The organism is Enterococcus sp. DA9, assembly GCF_008000875.1.
Lineage (GTDB): Bacteria > Bacillota > Bacilli > Lactobacillales > Enterococcaceae > Enterococcus_B > Enterococcus_B lactis.
On the sequence record NZ_CP042839.1, the window covers coordinates 2185699 to 2203371 of the forward strand.

A 17673-nucleotide genomic window follows, 5' to 3' on the forward strand; every position below is an offset into this window, starting at 1 on the left:
AAGGAGGAACTTTTGATATGACAGTAAAAGTAGGTATTAACGGATTTGGGCGTATCGGCCGTCTGGCTTTCCGCCGCATCAAAGAAGTATCAGATGATATTGAAGTAGTAGCAATCAACGACTTAACAAGTCCAACTATGTTGGCACAATTATTGCAATTTGACTCTACTCACGGTACTTATCCTGGCACAGTTACTGCAACAGAAGACTCAATCGTAGTGGATGGCGAAGCAACGCGTGTTTATGCAGAACCCGACGCAAGCAAAATCCCTTGGGTAAAAGAAAACGGTGTAGATATCGTACTAGAATGTACTGGTTTTTATACATCTGAAGAAAAAGCAAAAGCACATTTAGATGCTGGTGTCAAACGAGTAGTTATTTCTGCCCCAGCTGGTGCAATGAAAACCATCGTCTATAACGTCAATGATGATACATTAGATGAAAACGACCGAATCATCTCAGCAGGTTCATGTACAACAAACTGTTTAGCACCTATGGCTTATTTCTTGAATAATGAATTTGGGATCGAAGTTGGTACAATGACAACAGTCCATGCCTACACTTCAACCCAAATGCTGTTAGATGGACCAGTAAGAGGCGGTAATTTACGTGCTGCTCGTTCAGCTGCTGACAACACTATTCCACATTCTACTGGTGCTGCAAAAGCAATCGGCTTAGTTATCCCTGAGTTACAAGGAAAATTACAAGGACATGCGCAACGTGTTCCAGTCGTTGATGGTTCATTAACTGAATTAGTTTCAGTATTGAAAACCAAAGTAACTGCTGATCAAGTAAATGAAGCAATCAAAAAACACACAGTTGACAATCCTTCATTTGGGTATGATGACCGTCAAATCGTTTCTAGCGATGTCATTGGCACAACTCAAGGTTCGATCTTTGACCCAACCCAAACAGAAGTAACAACTGCTGGCGATTTCCAACTTGTCAAAACTGTTGCATGGTATGACAATGAGTACGGATTCACTTGCCAAATGATTCGCTTACTAGAAAAATTCGCTAACTTGTAATTTAATAAATCAAACAATAAAACAAGCCTTTGACTGGGTCTAGTCAAAGGCTTGTTTCTTTTTATCCTTTTGCATTTAAACTAGTTCAATGAACATATTGGCTTAAAAACTGTTGGACTACTTGCTGATACTCTTCGGGATCTGTCTTGTATGCTTCCGCATGCTCGGCTCCTTTTACAACATACTTTTCTTTTGGTCCCTTCGTTGCACGATAGACCTTATCCAACATTTCAAATGGTACAAATGTGTCTGCGTCTCCATGTATAAATAGCATTGGACGCTGGTTTTTCTTCAATTGATCCACTGCACTTGCCTCACCGAAAAAGTAGCCGGCACGGACTTTTGTCACTAGACTCGTTACTTGCATAAGCGGAAATGCTGGAAGACTAAACATATCGTCTAGCTGATACGCAAGCTCATCATGGACAGAAGAATAACCGCAATCTTCAATAATTGCTTTTACGTTATTTGGTAATTTTTCTCCGCTAGTCATCATGACAGTTGCTGCCCCCATGCTGACACCATACAGAACGATTTCTTGCGAGTTTCCATTTTCTTCTAACACTTTGTTGATCCACTGCACATAGTCTTTACGCTCTGGCCATCCAAATCCAATATAATCCCCTTCGCTTTTTCCATGCCCTCTTGCATCAGGAACAAGGACATTGTAGCCCATATCATGGAACATCTTTGCATAATTGGTCATCGTTTCAGCATCTCCCATGTAGCCATGAGCAACTAGAGCTGTTTTTTCACTTTTCGTTTCAGCAGGAAGATAAATCGCTGATAATTTCAGACCGTCTTTCGAAGTGATTGTCCAATTGCTTCGGTTCTCTTTTGAACTAAACCACTTATGTGCATCCGTTTCTTTGGATGTCTGTGTTGTACCTGGTGTATCTTCATCTAAAAAGTCTTTCTCAGACGGCACGACAGCATAATTATAAAAATAATTCCCTGCAAACAATAGCGCAATGATTAGAACTAGGGCAACGCCTAGAAGGATTTTCATCCAAAGTTTCATAATTTATCCATCTCATTTCTCTTTTTTCATCTAACCTTGAATTAGTATAATCAAAGAATCTCTACTATGCAATGTTCATTTTTATAACCTATAAAAAAACAAAATAAAAAAGCAGAAATAACTGGCTATTTCTAGCGGATTATTTCTGCAGCAACTCATTATCTATTTTTTATTTTCAATTAATTTAAAGCTTGACCAAGGTTTCAAAAAGTCAAGGAGGAACAGTTCGTCATCAGAAATTCTTCCTACAACATTGACCCGTCCGTCATTTTTCATGTCCTTCAAGGCGATTTGTGTTTCTCCCTTATATTGACCATACCCATCATTATCAATCAGCACATCACCATGATGCATATCTCGCGTATTATGAGGTGGAAAATCTTTTTCTTTATAATATACACGAGTCATCGTCGAACGAAGGATATACTCTGAGCGATCTCCTCGATAACTGTGGAGGTTGTCAAATAAGCAGATTCGTTCGTTTTCTGTAATCCCTTCTTCCGTATCTACTTTCAATGTTGGATAATCTGCATTAAAAGCTTCTGCCATTTCTTTCAATTCTTCTTCGCTTGCATACGCATTTCCAATAGAAATATCATCAATCAGCCCTGTAAGGATCAAATGCTTCACTTGTGTAGCAATCTCAAGGTCTCGGTGGTCTTCTAGTGTGCACAAGCCATCTTGTGTAGGCCAAGGGCCAAACTCAGCGGATTGCGAATTGACGAACGCCATCGTATTCAAATTATATTTTCTAAATTTTTCTGAACAAAAAACAAAATGGTCGTAGCCTAAACCAGAATATCGATGAGGATAAAAATTATGAGAACCTAATAAATTATCCGTGTTTGGCGAATAACTCATGATGTTGTCAACATAATTCGTGCCCGAACTCATATTGATCTCGATTTTGATACCGAAAGGATTACGCGTCATTTTTGCTTCTTCTGCTCCGGTGAACCCGATATCTAAGCGAACTCCATAGGCACCCATCTTATGGAAAAAAGATAAGTCATCGTAAGAAATCTCCAACTGTTCAAATAACGCTGGATTGATATCCACCATTACTTCCATGCCTAGGCTATTCGCATAATCAACTACTTCTTTAAATTCTGAAAGAACTTTTTCTTTGTCGTCGTTGATTTGCAGTAAACTGGTAAAAACCCGTTTATACCCATACTTATGAGCTAAATCCAAGTACGCTTTGTCCTTTTCAAATGTTGATCGTTCTGGATAAATCGAGATTCCTAATTTTCCCATATTACCATTTCCTCCTGCATCTTTTCGTTTTTGTATCCACTTACATTATAGCAAAGACAAGACAAATGGTCTACACCTTTTCTTTTTCTTTTAAAATAAATGATAAATTCCAATAATTTAAGTAGGTATTTCTCCTCTATTTTGTTATCATTAAAGATAACAAAATAGTAAATTGGAAAGGAATAGTTATGAAGAAAAATAAAGTTATTTTAAGTATTAGTTTAGCTGCAGCATTATTGTTTGCTGGTTGTTCCGCAAACAGTACGACTTCTCCTAGTTCATCCGCTGAAAGTTCAAAGAGTACATCCACTGCGGAAAGTACAACTGCCAGTAGTGTCGATTTGAATGCATTGGAATTGCCACAATTGACGAAAGATGTAGCTGAAAATGAAGATTTGGTCGAAATGGTGACAAATAAAGGCACAATCAAAATCAAATTATTCCCTGAATATGCACCTAAAGCAGTTGAAAACTTTATGACACACGCAAAAGATGGTTACTATAATGGCTTGACTTTTCACCGCGTCATCAAAGATTTCATGATCCAAGGCGGCGATCCTAAAGGCGATGGCACTGGAGGCGAAAGCATTTGGGGAGAAGGATTTGAGACAGAGATTAACAACCACCTTTACAATATAAGAGGTGCGTTATCTATGGCTCGCTCACAAGATCCTAATAGTAACGGCAGCCAGTTCTTTATCGTTCAAAATTCAGATGACATGCATGATGGTCTTTTAAAAGATGATTACCCTCAAGCGATTATCGATGCTTATAAAAACGGCGGTTATCCTTCCCTTGATGGTCAGTACACTGTCTTCGGTCAAGTGATTGAAGGAATGGATGTCGTGGATGCTATTGCAAATGTCGAAACAGATAGTTCAGACAAACCAAAAGAAGAAGTAAAAATTGATAAAATCAATATACTGCAAGAAGCAAAATAAACAGAACATAAAAATAACGTCTGAATCTAGCAAATATGACAAAATGTGCTAGATTCAGACGTCTTCTTTTTACATAAAAAAGCAGGTAAGCATCCTTCTATTTTTCTATAACAACTTTTTTATGATCAAGCATTTTGGTTGACGATGAACGTGAATTCACACTCACAGACTTTTTTATCATCTACATATGCTGCAGATAACGCTGTACCGACTGACCCCTTCATTTTGGTGATTTCAAAATGACATTTCAGTACATCTCCTGGAACAACTTTTTGACGGAATTTGGCCTTATTGATTCCACCTATATAAGCTCGTTTTCCTAGGAACTCTTCTGATTTTAGGATAAGAATCGAACCTGCTTGTGCCAGTGTTTCTAGGATCAACGCACCCGGCATCACTGGATTGTCAGGAAAGTGACCTTGGAAAAAATCTTCATTGATCGTTACATTTTTTGTCGCCACGATCTTTTTTCCTGGTTCTAATGTATCTACATAATCAATATAACAAATAGGATAACGATTAGGGATCAAGTCCATTACTTCAGTAGCAGATAATACGTAAGACATAACTAAACTCCTTCTTTCAGGCAATTGCCATTTTCATTACTTTGACTATCAAAGTATCATATTCCTAAATATTTAGCAATCTTTTTTTAATTTAAGAAAAAATAGTTTGACAATCAAAACATTTTGACTAATAATTAAGAAATCAAGAAGTTATTTTAGCTATTATTTTCTATTTTTTACGACTATCAAATTTTTATCAGAAACAAAGGAGAGTCATTATGTCATTTCTAGAAGGAAAAAAAATCGTCATCATGGGCGTCGCTAACAAAAAAAGCATTGCTTGGGGGTGCGCTGAAGCAATGTTGAAACAAGGGGCAGAGATTATCTATACTTACCAAAATGAACGAATGAAAAAATCATTAGTCAAATTGGTCGGCGAAGAAGCATTCACTGTAGAATGTGATGTTTCTAGCGACGAAAGCATCGAAAAAGCAATGAATGCCATCGGTGAATATGCTGGAGAGATCCACGGCCTTGTCCATGCAGTTGCTTACGCCAACAAAGAAGAATTGTCTGGAAATGTGTCTGATATTTCCAGAGACGGCTATCAATTAGCTCAAGATATCAGTAGCTACTCTTTGATTGCTGTATCAAAATACGCACAACCGTTTCTTGCACCAAATAGCGGAATCGTTAGCATGACTTATCTAGGTTCAGAGCGCGCAATCCCGAATTATAACATGATGGGTATCGCGAAAGCTTCTCTTGAAGCAGCTATCCGTTATTTGGCAGCTGAGTTTTCACCTAAAGGCATCCGAGTCAATGGTATTTCAGCTGGAGCAATCAAAACATTAGCTGTTACAGGGGTTAAAGACTATCAAAAACTTATCCAGTTATCTGAATCTCGTACGCCTGATCAGCAAGGTGTAACGATCGAAGAAGTCGGTAATGTTTGTGCTTTCTTGATTAGTCCTCTTTCCAGCGGAATCATCGGTGATATTATCTACGTTGACAAAGGTGTCCATCTTTCATAATCCTTTTGTTGCATTCTTTAAAGCAAAACATATAAAAATCAGGAAAAAACTTTTTAAAGTCTCTTCCTGATTTTTTCTTTTTTACGTTTTTTCAACTTATTACTTTGAAATTATTCCACGACTTCAATCCAGCCTTCTGGTGCTTCTATGTCCCCGAATTGAATACCTGTCAATTCATCATACAACCGCTTTGTTACTGGTCCTACTTCCGTTTCGCTATAAAATACATGCAGGTTGTTATTGTGATAAATCCCGCCGATTGGAGAAATAACAGCCGCTGTACCACATGCACCAGCTTCTGCAAATTGATCTAGATCATCAATGAAAATATCTCCTTCTATTGCTTGAAGTCCTAGTCGTTCTTCAGCTAATTGCAGCAAAGAATATTTCGTGATACTTGGTAAGATAGATGGCGATTGCGGGGTGATGAATTTTCCGTCTTTCGTAATCCCAAAGAAATTTGCTGCCCCTACTTCTTCGATTTTCGTGTGTGTGGCTGGATCAAGATAAACACAATCTGAGTAATCCAGTTCTTTTGCTTCTGTTCCTGGAAGTAAACTTGCTGCGTAATTTCCGCCGACTTTTGCTGCGCCAGTTCCCTTAGGAGCAGCACGATCGTAATCAGATACAATAAAGTTCGTTGGTTTTAGCCCACCTTTGAAATACGCTCCTACTGGCGTACAGAAGACGACAAATAAGTATTCTGGAGCAGGATGGACACCGATGTTTTCACCGACCCCAATCAGTAAAGGACGCAAGTATAATGTAGCGCCTGTTCCATACGGAGGCACGAAAGCTTCATTTGCTTTTACCACTTGCTTAACAGCATCAACGAACATTTTTTCAGGGACCATCGGCATCAGCAAGCGTCTAGCACTTTGATTCATCCGACGACTATTTTGTTCAGGTCGAAAGAGATTGACCTTCCCGTCTTTTCGACGATAAGCTTTTAGACCTTCAAAACATTGCTGACCATAATGAAGCGCTGGAGAGCCTTCATGAATCGTCAGGTAATTATCTTCTGTCAATTCCCCTTCTTCCCATTGTCCGTCTTTCCATTTGGCAATGAAACGCCAAGGAGTTTTGATATAAGAAAATCCTAAATTATTCCAATCGATTTGCATATATTTACCACCTTCGTTATTTTCTCCACATTTTATCATTATCCATATTGTTTGTCATTTTATTTTCAGCTTTTTTCCTTCATTATAGTTATTTTTGCTATTTCCTTTTTTGAAAACTTCTTGGTACAATACAGAAAGAATCAAATTTTAGAAAAGAGGATTTTATGTTTTCATTATTAGCAACTGCCGGTACGACAGACTCTTCTGGCGAGACATTGACAGATCAAGCTGTCAGCAAAGTAAATGCGTTTCAGCGGTTTTGGGACGGGATTGATTGGGACGCTATTTTGGCTGCCTTTATCCAAAAAAGTTTATATCTGGTTTTTTTGATCATCCTTTTTTGGATTCTTCACCGTGTGGGAAAATATCTGATTGATAAGTCTTTTAATCAGTATTCTAAAAAAGCCATTCTAAACGAGAGCCGCTTAAAGACTTTACATAGTCTTTTAAATACTATTTTTCATTATACCCTTGGTTTCTTCTTTATCTATGCAATTTTATCTGCTATCGGTGTACCGATCGGATCACTTTTGGCTGGTGCCGGAATTGCAGGTGTGGCGATTGGTCTTGGTGCCCAAGGGTTCATGAGTGATGTTATTACCGGATTTTTTATTATCATGGAACAACAGATGGATGTTGGAGACTACATCAAGTTAGCAAACTTAACGATTGAAGGAACCGTCGTATCTGTTGGTATCCGTACCCTTCAGCTAAAAGCAACGGATGGTACTGTCCATTTCATCCCGAATCGAAACATCACCACGATCAGCAATCTTTCTCGTGCAAATATGCAAGTACTTTTAGATATCCGGATCGTTCCTGAAGAAGGATATGACAAAATCTATGAGATCATTGATCGAGTAAATCATACATTAGCTGAAAAATACCAAGAAGAGCTTCAAACTGAACCTTCCATATTTGGTTTAGTGGATCTTGGTAATAGTAATTTTGCTATTCGTACGGTCTGCTACGCATTGAACGGAAAACAATATGCCTTAAAAGAAGAGTTTTTGAGCTCCTATGTCAAAGAATTGACAGCTTCTGGGTTCACGATTCCGAACAGTCCAATTGCTGTCGGAAAATAATTTGGTCAAACGATGCAACGAATCTCACTAAAAAGAGCGTGGGACAAAAGTAAAGAACACTTTTGTCCCACACTCTAAACACGTATAAACGGCGGAAGCAGAAGCAAATCCTTCGGAAATAAGCTGAAATTTACAAAAATTCGAAAAGCAATTTTCGTGAATTCCTTTTTATTTCTTGGAGTTAAACGCTTCTGTCCCAGCCTCTTTCCTACGATTAGTCAAGTAAAAGGTGCAAGAAAAATAGCTCGTAAACGAAAGCGACAAAATCAAGGCACACCAAATAAAGCCCCGTTCGTAAAAAATTTTCGATCTGGGCAAAGAAGTGGTATACTGTAAGTGGTTTAGTTAATGGTCCACTGAGACCGCGTACGCATAGTCGTACTCTGTATGTGCCCTAACCATAGCGTGCATACATTTCAGAAGCTTGTTCATACAAGCAACTGTGGCAACCTTCTCTTTCTTAGGGATAGGTTGCTTTTTTAATTTGTAGTAATAATCGACAATATGATTAGGAGCTGCGCGTTGCTGGCGAATCATATTTCGAATGGTGAAGAAAATAATTTTCCGTGCTTTGGGATTACCACGCTTATTGATGCGGTCTTGGCCAGTATACTTACCTGATTGATACCGTCGGATGTCGATTCCGACAAAAGCATTCAATTGTTTATGGGTTTTAAATCGTGTGATATCTCCTAATTCACCGAGCAATAAAGCGGCTGTGAGTGCGCCAATCCCAGGGAACGTTTGGTACAACAAAAAGCAAGGAGAGCCTTCGGCTTTTTTGATCATTTGTGTCGCCAGTGCTTCTTTTTGTTCGAGTAAATCTTGGAGAAGTTCGGCGTAATAGATTGTTTTTTGACATTGGATACTGTCTTTTTCAACAGCTGGATAGGCACACTGTGCATAGTGGATGATTTGATCTGCCTTTTGCTCGGCACGATTCGCGGAGATTTTTTTCCGTGTTTCGTTGATCAGTTTATTTTTTATTTTTGTCCGAGTAGATGCCAATACAAAATCTGGATGGGGAAAAAGACGGATCAATGTCAATGCGTAAGGGGTCAGCCTGTTTGAAAAGAACTGTTCAAGCTCTGGAAAAGTCAACTGAAGACAGTTGTGTAAATCCATGCGCAGACGAGTGATTTTCTTCTCAATTTCTTGATAAAAACGGGCTAAATCGCGCATCTCTAAGTAAAAATTGCTTTGTACTTCTTTTGGCTGACGTTGACTTTTAAGATGAGTCTGTGCGAGCCGATGGGCATCCGATTTATCTGTTTTCCAACTGCGTAAGGTGCTTTCTTCCATCTGTTTTTTCGCTTCTAACGGGTTTAACAAACAGTAAGAAAAGTGATGATCTTGAAAGAACTTTTCGACTGGTCTGGAATAAATCCCCGTTGCTTCAAAAACAATCAATGGACGTTCAGGCAAGTGCTGGATCTCTTCGAGTAATGCATGAAATCCTCTTTGAGTGTGTTCAATCTCGTCTTCAAATAAGCAGGTGTCGTCTTTGTATAGGACACTGTAGCTGTGTCCCATTGAAACATCTAATGCAAGAATGTAAGGCATTTGTTTTCCTCCTTTTTAAGTTTTGAAAGAACTTTACTGCTTCATTTCGATTCCAATTTCCTATACACGGGCTCATGGCCCCAACATACGTAAACCTGATTCTAAAATGACAGTAAAGAAGTTCGGTTTTTGATAGGGACTCGTAGTCCTCAAGGCTTTGTTCGAACTTTCTTTCACTCTTCACTATAATCTAAAAATAGAAAATAGAGGAGAACATCATTCGTCAATGATGTTCCCCTCTAATCTTAGTATGTTTTTCAAGATAAAGTCAAAACCGGTACGCTTTTGTTTCTACTTATTTTTTGATTATCTTTCAGTTTCTCGTTCTTTAGCTCACAATATCGATTTGTTCTTTTAATTCTTCGATTTTTGGAGACAATATATTGCGACGTTCTAATTCATGCACCATGAAGTTTACGGCTTTAAGCAGCTCTTTCCTTGTGATGATTCCTTTGAAAACCCGTTCTTCTGTGACAACCGGTAAAAAAGGCGAATCAACTAACAAATGGAGTACTTCTTCTAGTTCCCAATTTTCATCAATCGTCGGAACATCCGTTTCTGTTACATCAGCAACTGTTAGTCCTTCTAAGGGATCCATGCTGATTGTTTGCAAGTCAATCATTTTATTGACCACATCTGATAAACTTACTAGTCCTACAAAGTGATCATCTTTTCCTAATACAGGAATTTTGGAATAACCGACCTTCGATAAGACAAGTAAACCATGGGATAATGGATGATGATACATAACATTTGCCACATTTTCTGCAGGAATCAAAAACGTTTCCTGATTTTCCAGCAGCATTTCTCTTACTATAGGTCCAATCATCTGATGGCCTCCATTTCTATTTCATTCAACACTACTATTTTACCGAAACCGGATGCAAAATTCACAAAATAAAGCTTATTTTTATTAAAAATTAGAGTTTTTTTATTCAGCGCTCTCTCGAAAAAGAAAAGGCCAACTCTTCAACTGCCTGATGGGCACGGTTATAGTATTGAACAGAAATTTGGTCATCTAAACTTTCAATAAGAGCATATGATGGGATTTGGATCGGGCCTCTAGGTTGAGAAATGCTTCCAGGATTCAAAAATAGGATTTTCTGATCCATCTCACAGCCTATTTGATGGGTATGACCAAAAAACACCATATCGGCATTTGCAGCTCGAGCTTCGATTGCTAACTGTGTCAAACCAAATCGGACATTCGATAAATGACCATGAGTCATGAATACTGTATCCTGACCAGTTTGGATCACTTTTTTCTGTTCGAATCCTGGTCCATAATCACAATTACCTTGAACCACTTGGAATGTATCCCATAATGGGTCAGAAGCTTCTAATTCCGAATCACCACAATGGAAAAAGATATCCACTTCAGAACGATAGCGATCTACTAAGTCAACGAGGATATCTCTGTCTCCATGATTATCACTTACTACTAAATACCGCATCTATCTCTCTCCTTCCAGCCATTGTTTCCACTCGGCACTCAATTTTTTCATTGCTTGAGCCCGATGACTGATCTTGTTTTTTTCTTCGCTCGATAATTCTGCTGCTGTTTGTTTCTTACCTTCTGGGATAAATAAAGGATCATATCCAAAGCCGTTTTCGCCAGATGGTATACGGGCTACTCGACCGGGCCATTCCGCTTCTACTACAAGGCTATCTTTTTTTGGTGCCGCGAATACTAGTGTACAATGGAATTGTGCTGTTCTTTTTTCATCTGGTACATCTGTCAATTCATATAATAATTTGGCGTTATTCCCCGCATCACTTTTTTGTTCCCCTGCAAAACGTGCAGAATAGATTCCTGGCATACCGCCTAATGCATCCACTTTCAAACCTGAATCATCTGCTAAGACTGGTTGATCAAGTAATTGTGCAATCGTTTCTGCTTTTAATCGGGCATTTTCTTCAAATGTGCTGCCAGTTTCTTCTACATCTGGCAATTCAGGATAGTCAAGTAATGTTTTTACATGATATCCCGCTTCTTTGAACATATTTCGAAACTCTTCTGCTTTTCCTGGATTTCTTGTCGCAATGATGATTGTTTTTGTTTCTTCTATCCGCTCATTATCTTGAGCAAATTCTGTTAGCAAAGCATGTTTTTGCTCTTTGATCAAATCTTCAATCGCGTTTTTTCCAAAAAAGAGCATTTCATTCAACTGTTCTCCATCAAACGTTGCTTCTTCTCCAGTTCCTTGAATCTCCACGAATTTTCCTGATTCTGTCATCACGAGATTCATATCTACAAGTGCTGCGGAATCTTCTTGATAGTCCAAATCTGTCACGCAAGTCCCATCCGGCAAGATCCCTACGCTAACTGCAGCAAGATGCTCTTTGATTGGATCTTCTGACAATTCCTTTTCTCTTAAAAGCTTTTCAATTGCTAGTCTCAACGCGACGAATGCCCCAGTGATGCTAGCTGTTCTAGTTCCGCCATCCGCTTGGATCACATCGCAGTCTATGATGATACTACGCTCTCCCAGCTTTTCCAAGTCTATTACTGCACGCAAGGAGCGACCAATAAGACGCTGGATTTCCATTGTTCTACCAGAAAGTTTCCCTTTGCTGCTTTCTCTACGATTTCTCGTACTCGTTGCTCGAGGTAGCATACTGTATTCAGCAGTTACCCACCCTGTTCCTGTTTCTCTCAAAAAGGGCGGTACAGAATCCTCTACTGTTGCAGAACAAATAACTGTTGTATCACCAAAACGGATCACAACCGATCCCTCTGGATATTTGAAAACATTTGTTTGAAGCTCCAGTTTACGAAGCTCTTGGGCTTTTCTCCCGTCATGACGCATCCTTATTTCCTCCTAATTCAATATGATCTACATTTAGGTGTCCGATTCCAAGCCAGTCTTCGGCTATTTCTTGGAAAAGTTTAGCAGATCCTGTTGTATAAAACTGACATAATGTCCGTCCATTTTGCGGTGAATTGCTCAAATTGAAATAATCGAGTAGCATAGATACTTCACCTACTGTTTCTGCTCCAGAATCGATCAGTTGAACATTTTCACCCACTACATTTTGAATGATGGGGCGTAATAATGGATAATGGGTGCATCCCAAAATCAATGTATCGATTTTTTTAGTCGTTAACGGAGCTAATGTTTCTGCCACGATTTTTTTTGCCACAGATGAATGGTATTCATTACTTTCGACAACTGAAACAAATTTGGGACAAGCAAGACTTGTCACAGTCAATTCTGGCACTTTCTCTTTCAGTGCTTTTTCATAAGCTTGACTTTTTACCGTACCAATCGTACCGATAATGCCAACTTGTTTATTTTGTGTTTTTTTTACTGCCGCTCTTGTACCGGGAAGGATCACACCGATGACTGGAATAGAAAGAGCAGCTTTGATTTCTTCTAAAGCAACCGCAGTTGCGGTATTGCAAGCAATCACTAGCATCTTGATTCCTTGCTCCACCAGATAATCCGTCATTTCCCAAGTATACTGGATTACCTGTTCCGCGGGTCTAGGGCCATATGGGCAGCGTGCTGTGTCTCCTACAAATAAAATATTTTCATTCGGTAATTGTTTCAGGGCTTCTTTTACTACAGTCAAGCCGCCGACACCTGAATCAATAAATCCGATAGGGCGATTATCTGTCAATCGTATCATCCTTTTTTTCAATAAATTCTATCCTCCCTATTGTGTACTTTTTAGCGTGAATTTTCAAGTGCTCTCACTTGCTTAAAACAATCAAACTCTCTTTTTTTCGAATGGAAAGAGGAAAAGCGGTTGTGACTTTAGTCTGCCACAACCGCTAAAAGAATCATCTATTAATAACTGTACCGTCTCTTTTCCAAGTAACCGGAAAGCAGAGAAAGCGCGTAACACACCACGAAATACATAAGTGTCATGATGATGAACATCGGAAGCACATAATTGGTATTCTGTCCATAAATAATACGTGCTTGATGAGAAAGTTCAGGTAAAGAAATGATTACTGCTAATGAAGTATCTTTGATCAGTGAAATCAATTGGCTCACAATTGCCGGAATCATTGATTTGAATGCTTGCGGCAAGACGATCGTCCGCATCGTTTCTACATAAGTCAGTCCTGTTGACAATCCTGCCTCCATCTGCCCTTTCGGAACAGCATTAAGTCCTGCTCGGAAAATCTCCGACAGCATAGCTGATTCAAAGATCGTCAATGCTGCAACAGCGGACCAGAAGATGTTCATCTGAATACCAATCTGAGGCAAGGCAAAATAAGTGAAGAAAATGATCAATAATAATGGAAGATTTCGTATGATATCGATCACAATACCAAGGATTTTGGACAAGAAAGGGATGTTCGCAAAACGAATCACACCTGCCAGACCACCAATCAAGAAACTGAAAATGATCGAAAACAATGAAACTTCAACAGTAACCTTTAATCCTTCCAATAAAAAACGGACATTCATCCATGAAAAAGCGCCGCTAAAATCCATGTATTTCCCCTCCTTCTATGAACGAACCGCCCATTTTTTCTCAAGATAAACCATTAAGTAAGATAACGGCAGCGTAATAACTAAGTAAAATAACCCAACGATGATATACGTATCGAAGGTATTGAATGTTTCACTGGCGATCAAGTCTCCTTGATACATCAAATCCAAACCAGCTACGATTGCTAAAATAGACGAGTTTTTCACAAGATTAATAAATTGGTTGCCTAATGGCGGAATAACGATTTTGAATGCTTGCGGCAAAACAATATAACGCATAATTTCTGAATAGGTAAATCCAGAAGACAATCCTGCTTCTGTTTGGCCTTTTGGTACGGTTTGAATCCCTGAACGTACCGTTTCAGCAATAAAAGCGGATGTATAGATAGTCAATCCAATCGTCCCAGCTTGAAATCCGTCTAGATTAAACCAATAAATCGGTACGACAACATAAAAAAACATCACGATAATCAATAATGGAATGTTTCTAAAAAATTCTACATATGCCTTTGCTAAGGCACTCACTATTTTATTCTTTGATAATTGGAAGATTGCCATCAACGTTCCGATAATCAAACTAAACACAAGTGCTAAGACACTCGAAAACAATGTGATCTTGAACCCGTCGACAAAGATTGGTCCATAAGTCTGTATCAATTCGCTCATTGCCTCTCCCCCTTACTCTACTTTTCCTTCAGTTTCATTTGGAAACCATTTTTGATAGATTTTATCGTATGTGCCATCTGCATGCATTTCCTCTAGCGCCTGGTTAACAGCTTTCAAGAAGTTTTCTTGTCCTTTGTTGATTGCAATTCCATAAGGTTCATTAGTAAACGTTCCGCCGACTAATTCGTACTCTGGATTTTCATCTGCAATCCCTAACAAGATCGCATTATCCGTAGTCATCGCATCTCCCTGGCCAGATTGTAAGGCAGTAAATGCTTCTGCATAATTTTCCAATTCCAGAATGTTTGCATCTGGTGCATGCTGTCGGATATTCGCAGCCGACGTAGAACCTTTGACTGCTAGAACTGTTGTAGAAGCATTCAAATCATCTACACTTTTGATTTGGCTTCCCTTCTTTACCAACAAAGCTTGGCCAGCATCGAAATAGACATCTGAAAAATCGACTTGTTTTTTTCGTTCATCTGTGATCGTCATCGTCGCAATGATTGCATCGATGTTTCCGTTTTTCAATAACGGGATCCGCGTTTTAGAAGTGACTTCAACAAATTCCGCTTTTCCATTTTCACCAAGGATCTTTTCAGTGATAGCTTTTGCAATATCTACATCAAATCCTTGTACGGTTCTGCTCTCAATATCCATCATTCCAAATAATCGAGTATCATATTTGACACCCCAGATGATTTCATTGGTAGATTTGCTTCGCTCTAAAATATCTTCATTTGCCAACCCATTTCCTTTACATCCGGCTAGTGCAAGAAAAGCAATGCCTAAAAGGAAAATCAGGCGTATCTTTTTAAACCTGCGCATCTTTTTCCTCCTATCAATGATTGATAACTTTACTGATAAATTGCTGTGCTCGGACTTCATTTGGATTTTCGAAAAAGTCTCTCACATTTCTGCTATCTTCCAATACTTCTCCGTCAGCCATGAAGATGACACGATCCGCAACTTCTTTGGCAAAGCCCATTTCATGCGTCACGACAATCATTGACATACCATCATGCGCCAATTTTTTCATGACGTCCAATACATCACCAATCATTTCCGGATCCAAAGCAGAAGTAGGTTCATCAAACAGGAGCATCTCAGGATTCATCGCTAAACCTCTGGCGATTGCCACCCGTTGCTGTTGTCCACCGGATAACATGGAAGGATAAGAATCTTTCTTATCTAACATATTGACAGTTTTCAGAAATTTCTCCGCGTTTTTGATTGCAGTTGCCTGGTCTTGCTTTAACACTTTGATTGGTGCTAATGTAATATTTTCCAGAACGGTTTTATTAGGATACAAATTGAAATGCTGGAAAACCATGCCGATATTCTTTCGGACTTCTGTCAATTTTGTCCTTTTATCATGCAAGTCAGCATCATTAATTAGTAGCTTGCCTGAAGAAATCGTCTCTAATCCATTGATACAGCGAAGCATCGTGCTCTTTCCTGAACCAGAAGGACCAATGACAACGACAACTTCTCCTTTCTCGAATTCGAGATTGATATTTTTTAATGCGTGGAACTTGCCATAATATTTATCCACGTGATCAAATTTAATCATTGCCATAGAATTACACTCCCATTATTATTTAGTAAGATTTCTTTTAAAGATGTATAATAAAATACATTATATCTGATAGTTTAGTAATTTGTAAAGTTTCTTAGAACGTTTATTCTCCCATAAATATTTCTTTCATTTCTAATCTATTAGTTATTTTATCCTCTTTCCTTGTTTTTTCCTTAGGAACTGTTGTTTCTTGTCAGGAAAAACGGTAAGATATTAAGTGCTCAGACTTACAAATCGTAAAGAGGTGTCTTTTTTGAAAAATATTATTTTAACGGGAGATCGACCAACTGGGAAGCTGCATTTAGGGCATTACGTCGGTTCTCTAAAAACCCGAGTGGCTATGCAAGCAGATGAAGACAACCAACTGTTTGTCATGATTGCTGACATGCAAGCACTGACCGATAATGCTAAAAATCCTGAGAAGGTTTCATCAAATGTCTTGCAAGTTGCTTTAGACTATTTAGCCGTGGGATTAGATCCTGCAAAATCTACTTTATTTATCCAATCACAAATTCCGGAATTAGCTGAGTTAACCATGTATTATTTGAACTTAGTCAGCGTAGGACGCGTTCGTCGCAATCCGACTGTCAAAACAGAAATCGAACAAAAGAAATTCGGTGAAAGCGTGCCTACAGGATTCTTTATCTATCCTGTTTCTCAAGCAGCAGATATCACTGCATTCAAAGCGAATCTCGTTCCTGTTGGCGAGGATCAAAAACCAATGCTAGAGCAGACACAGGAAATTGTACAAAGCTTCAATCATACATATGGTGAAGTCTTGGTGGAACCAAAAGGCGTATTCCCACCAAAAGGAATGGGTAGATTACCTGGAATCGATGGAAATGGCAAAATGAGTAAATCGTTAGGAAACGGTATTTATATCTCCGATCCTGCCGATGTCTTACAGAAAAAAGTCATGAGTATGTATACTGATCCAAACCACATCCATGTACAAGACCCTGGACAAGTAGAAGGAAATATGGTCTTCACCTACTTGGATGTATTCGGAACAGATAAAGAAGCAATTGAAGAAATGAAAGCTCATTACCGCCGCGGCGGACTTGGTGATGTAAAGATCAAACGATACCTCATTGATGTATTGGAAGCTGAATTTGCACCGATCCGCGCGCGCCGAGAAGAATTGGAAAAAGATCCTTCAGCTGTTATGGAAATCTTACGTAAAGGTAGTGAAGAAGCTGCTAAAGTAGCTGCACAAACACTTTCTGAAGTAAAATCAGCAATGGGGATCAATTACTTCCATTAATACACCGGTAAATCCATCTTAGTGACATCATTACCAAACTCAAAAAACCGAACAATAGTTGAGTAGCTGCTTACTTGCATGCGTACGCTCTCTATCGTTCGGTTTTTTGATGTTCAAAAGCAGAATCAGAGACTTTCACTTTAGTTGAAATAATTGG

Annotated in this window: 18 protein-coding genes; 5 read left to right on the plus strand and 13 right to left on the minus strand. The window is 38.9% G+C overall.

Annotated features, from left to right (window positions below):
- The first annotated feature begins 17 nt into the window (after nucleotides 1-17).
- On the plus strand, nucleotides 18-1028 hold the full coding sequence (gap, locus tag FTX43_RS11455; protein ID WP_002309387.1) for a type I glyceraldehyde-3-phosphate dehydrogenase: 1011 nt from the start codon (nucleotides 18-20) through the stop codon (nucleotides 1026-1028).
- 85 nt (nucleotides 1029-1113) lie between these two features.
- Here the strand turns inward: gap and FTX43_RS11460 are convergent, their stop codons facing one another.
- Both FTX43_RS11460 and FTX43_RS11465 read right to left on the minus strand, forming a co-directional pair.
- Nucleotides 1114-2049, minus strand: coding sequence for an alpha/beta hydrolase (locus FTX43_RS11460; protein WP_047937876.1), 936 nt, complete (start codon nucleotides 2047-2049; stop codon nucleotides 1114-1116).
- Between the two features lie 162 nt (nucleotides 2050-2211).
- Nucleotides 2212-3306, minus strand: coding sequence for a DUF871 domain-containing protein (locus tag FTX43_RS11465; RefSeq protein ID WP_002309391.1), 1095 nt, complete (start codon nucleotides 3304-3306; stop codon nucleotides 2212-2214).
- Nucleotides 3307-3494: 188 nt separating this feature from the next.
- Here FTX43_RS11465 and FTX43_RS11470 point away from each other — a divergent pair, with 188 nt between their 5' ends.
- Nucleotides 3495-4247, plus strand: coding sequence for a peptidylprolyl isomerase (locus tag FTX43_RS11470; protein ID WP_002313811.1), 753 nt, complete (start codon nucleotides 3495-3497; stop codon nucleotides 4245-4247).
- Nucleotides 4248-4372: 125 nt separating this feature from the next.
- Here the strand turns inward: FTX43_RS11470 and fabZ are convergent, their stop codons facing one another.
- Nucleotides 4373-4813, minus strand: coding sequence for a 3-hydroxyacyl-ACP dehydratase FabZ (gene fabZ / locus FTX43_RS11475; protein ID WP_002309395.1), 441 nt, complete (start codon nucleotides 4811-4813; stop codon nucleotides 4373-4375).
- Between the two features lie 218 nt (nucleotides 4814-5031).
- On the opposite strand from fabZ, the gene fabI reads away from it, so the two are divergent.
- Entirely contained in the window at nucleotides 5032-5787 is a 756-nt protein-coding gene (gene fabI, locus FTX43_RS11480; protein ID WP_002309397.1) for an enoyl-ACP reductase FabI, read from the plus strand.
- 110 nt (nucleotides 5788-5897) lie between these two features.
- On the opposite strand, the gene FTX43_RS11485 is transcribed toward fabI, so the two are convergent.
- The gene (locus tag FTX43_RS11485; RefSeq protein WP_002316226.1) at nucleotides 5898-6950 is read right to left on the minus strand and encodes a branched-chain amino acid aminotransferase; all 1053 of its coding nucleotides are present in this window, start codon (nucleotides 6948-6950) and stop codon (nucleotides 5898-5900) included.
- A gap of 125 nt (nucleotides 6951-7075) precedes the next feature.
- Between FTX43_RS11485 and FTX43_RS11490 the strand changes: the two genes are divergently transcribed.
- Nucleotides 7076-7996 carry a mechanosensitive ion channel family protein gene (locus FTX43_RS11490; RefSeq protein WP_002313813.1) on the plus strand — a complete coding sequence of 307 codons (921 nt, stop codon included), beginning with the start codon at nucleotides 7076-7078 and terminating at the stop codon, nucleotides 7994-7996.
- 345 nt (nucleotides 7997-8341) lie between these two features.
- On the opposite strand, the gene FTX43_RS11495 is transcribed toward FTX43_RS11490, so the two are convergent.
- From FTX43_RS11495 to FTX43_RS11540, 9 genes are all read right to left on the minus strand, one after another.
- Nucleotides 8342-9559 carry an IS110 family transposase gene (locus tag FTX43_RS11495; RefSeq protein ID WP_073490895.1) on the minus strand — a complete coding sequence of 406 codons (1218 nt, stop codon included), beginning with the start codon at nucleotides 9557-9559 and terminating at the stop codon, nucleotides 8342-8344.
- A gap of 328 nt (nucleotides 9560-9887) precedes the next feature.
- Nucleotides 9888-10388, minus strand: a complete 501-nt coding sequence (gene cbpB / locus FTX43_RS11505) for a cyclic-di-AMP-binding protein CbpB (protein ID WP_002309404.1) — start codon at nucleotides 10386-10388, stop codon at nucleotides 9888-9890.
- Between the two features lie 106 nt (nucleotides 10389-10494).
- Nucleotides 10495-11013 carry a metallophosphoesterase gene (locus tag FTX43_RS11510; protein ID WP_002309405.1) on the minus strand — a complete coding sequence of 173 codons (519 nt, stop codon included), beginning with the start codon at nucleotides 11011-11013 and terminating at the stop codon, nucleotides 10495-10497.
- Nucleotides 11014-12369 carry a ribonuclease PH gene (rph, locus tag FTX43_RS11515; RefSeq protein WP_002309406.1) on the minus strand — a complete coding sequence of 452 codons (1356 nt, stop codon included), beginning with the start codon at nucleotides 12367-12369 and terminating at the stop codon, nucleotides 11014-11016.
- On the minus strand, nucleotides 12359-13192 hold the full coding sequence (gene racE / locus FTX43_RS11520; protein ID WP_002316225.1) for a glutamate racemase: 834 nt from the start codon (nucleotides 13190-13192) through the stop codon (nucleotides 12359-12361). The genes rph and racE overlap by 11 nt, the downstream gene beginning before the upstream one ends.
- Before the next feature lie 161 nt (nucleotides 13193-13353).
- A complete protein-coding gene (locus FTX43_RS11525; protein WP_002309409.1) occupies nucleotides 13354-14010 on the minus strand; it encodes an amino acid ABC transporter permease in 657 nt (218 codons plus the stop codon).
- Nucleotides 14011-14025: 15 nt separating this feature from the next.
- On the minus strand, nucleotides 14026-14673 hold the full coding sequence (locus FTX43_RS11530; protein ID WP_002344190.1) for an amino acid ABC transporter permease: 648 nt from the start codon (nucleotides 14671-14673) through the stop codon (nucleotides 14026-14028).
- A 12-nt stretch (nucleotides 14674-14685) separates the two neighbouring features.
- A complete protein-coding gene (locus tag FTX43_RS11535) occupies nucleotides 14686-15501 on the minus strand; it encodes a transporter substrate-binding domain-containing protein (protein WP_002309411.1) in 816 nt (271 codons plus the stop codon).
- Between the two features lie 13 nt (nucleotides 15502-15514).
- Nucleotides 15515-16252: an amino acid ABC transporter ATP-binding protein gene (locus tag FTX43_RS11540; protein WP_002309413.1), complete on the minus strand. Its 738-nt coding sequence runs from the start codon at nucleotides 16250-16252 to the stop codon at nucleotides 15515-15517.
- A 253-nt stretch (nucleotides 16253-16505) separates the two neighbouring features.
- Between FTX43_RS11540 and trpS the strand changes: the two genes are divergently transcribed.
- On the plus strand, nucleotides 16506-17516 hold the full coding sequence (gene trpS / locus FTX43_RS11545; protein WP_002288045.1) for a tryptophan--tRNA ligase: 1011 nt from the start codon (nucleotides 16506-16508) through the stop codon (nucleotides 17514-17516).
- Nucleotides 17517-17673 lie beyond the last annotated feature (157 nt).

What these genes read in the sequence shown, in the direction of transcription:
- gap (WP_002309387.1), top strand. Translation starts at nt 18, where the DNA reads ATGACAGTAAAAGTAGGTATTAACGGATTTGGGCGTATCGGCCGTCTG.
- FTX43_RS11460 (WP_047937876.1), bottom strand. Translation starts at nt 2,049, where the DNA reads ATGAAACTTTGGATGAAAATCCTTCTAGGCGTTGCCCTAGTTCTAATC.
- FTX43_RS11465 (WP_002309391.1), bottom strand. Translation starts at nt 3,306, where the DNA reads ATGGGAAAATTAGGAATCTCGATTTATCCAGAACGATCAACATTTGAA.
- FTX43_RS11470 (WP_002313811.1), top strand. Translation starts at nt 3,495, where the DNA reads ATGAAGAAAAATAAAGTTATTTTAAGTATTAGTTTAGCTGCAGCATTA.
- fabZ (WP_002309395.1), bottom strand. Translation starts at nt 4,813, where the DNA reads ATGTCTTACGTATTATCTGCTACTGAAGTAATGGACTTGATCCCTAAT.
- fabI (WP_002309397.1), top strand. Translation starts at nt 5,032, where the DNA reads ATGTCATTTCTAGAAGGAAAAAAAATCGTCATCATGGGCGTCGCTAAC.
- FTX43_RS11485 (WP_002316226.1), bottom strand. Translation starts at nt 6,950, where the DNA reads ATGATAAAATGTGGAGAAAATAACGAAGGTGGTAAATATATGCAAATC.
- FTX43_RS11490 (WP_002313813.1), top strand. Translation starts at nt 7,076, where the DNA reads ATGTTTTCATTATTAGCAACTGCCGGTACGACAGACTCTTCTGGCGAG.
- FTX43_RS11495 (WP_073490895.1), bottom strand. Translation starts at nt 9,559, where the DNA reads ATGCCTTACATTCTTGCATTAGATGTTTCAATGGGACACAGCTACAGT.
- cbpB (WP_002309404.1), bottom strand. Translation starts at nt 10,388, where the DNA reads ATGATTGGACCTATAGTAAGAGAAATGCTGCTGGAAAATCAGGAAACG.
- FTX43_RS11510 (WP_002309405.1), bottom strand. Translation starts at nt 11,013, where the DNA reads ATGCGGTATTTAGTAGTAAGTGATAATCATGGAGACAGAGATATCCTC.
- rph (WP_002309406.1), bottom strand. Translation starts at nt 12,369, where the DNA reads ATGCGTCATGACGGGAGAAAAGCCCAAGAGCTTCGTAAACTGGAGCTT.
- racE (WP_002316225.1), bottom strand. Translation starts at nt 13,192, where the DNA reads ATGATACGATTGACAGATAATCGCCCTATCGGATTTATTGATTCAGGT.
- FTX43_RS11525 (WP_002309409.1), bottom strand. Translation starts at nt 14,010, where the DNA reads ATGGATTTTAGCGGCGCTTTTTCATGGATGAATGTCCGTTTTTTATTG.
- FTX43_RS11530 (WP_002344190.1), bottom strand. Translation starts at nt 14,673, where the DNA reads ATGAGCGAATTGATACAGACTTATGGACCAATCTTTGTCGACGGGTTC.
- FTX43_RS11535 (WP_002309411.1), bottom strand. Translation starts at nt 15,501, where the DNA reads ATGCGCAGGTTTAAAAAGATACGCCTGATTTTCCTTTTAGGCATTGCT.
- FTX43_RS11540 (WP_002309413.1), bottom strand. Translation starts at nt 16,252, where the DNA reads ATGGCAATGATTAAATTTGATCACGTGGATAAATATTATGGCAAGTTC.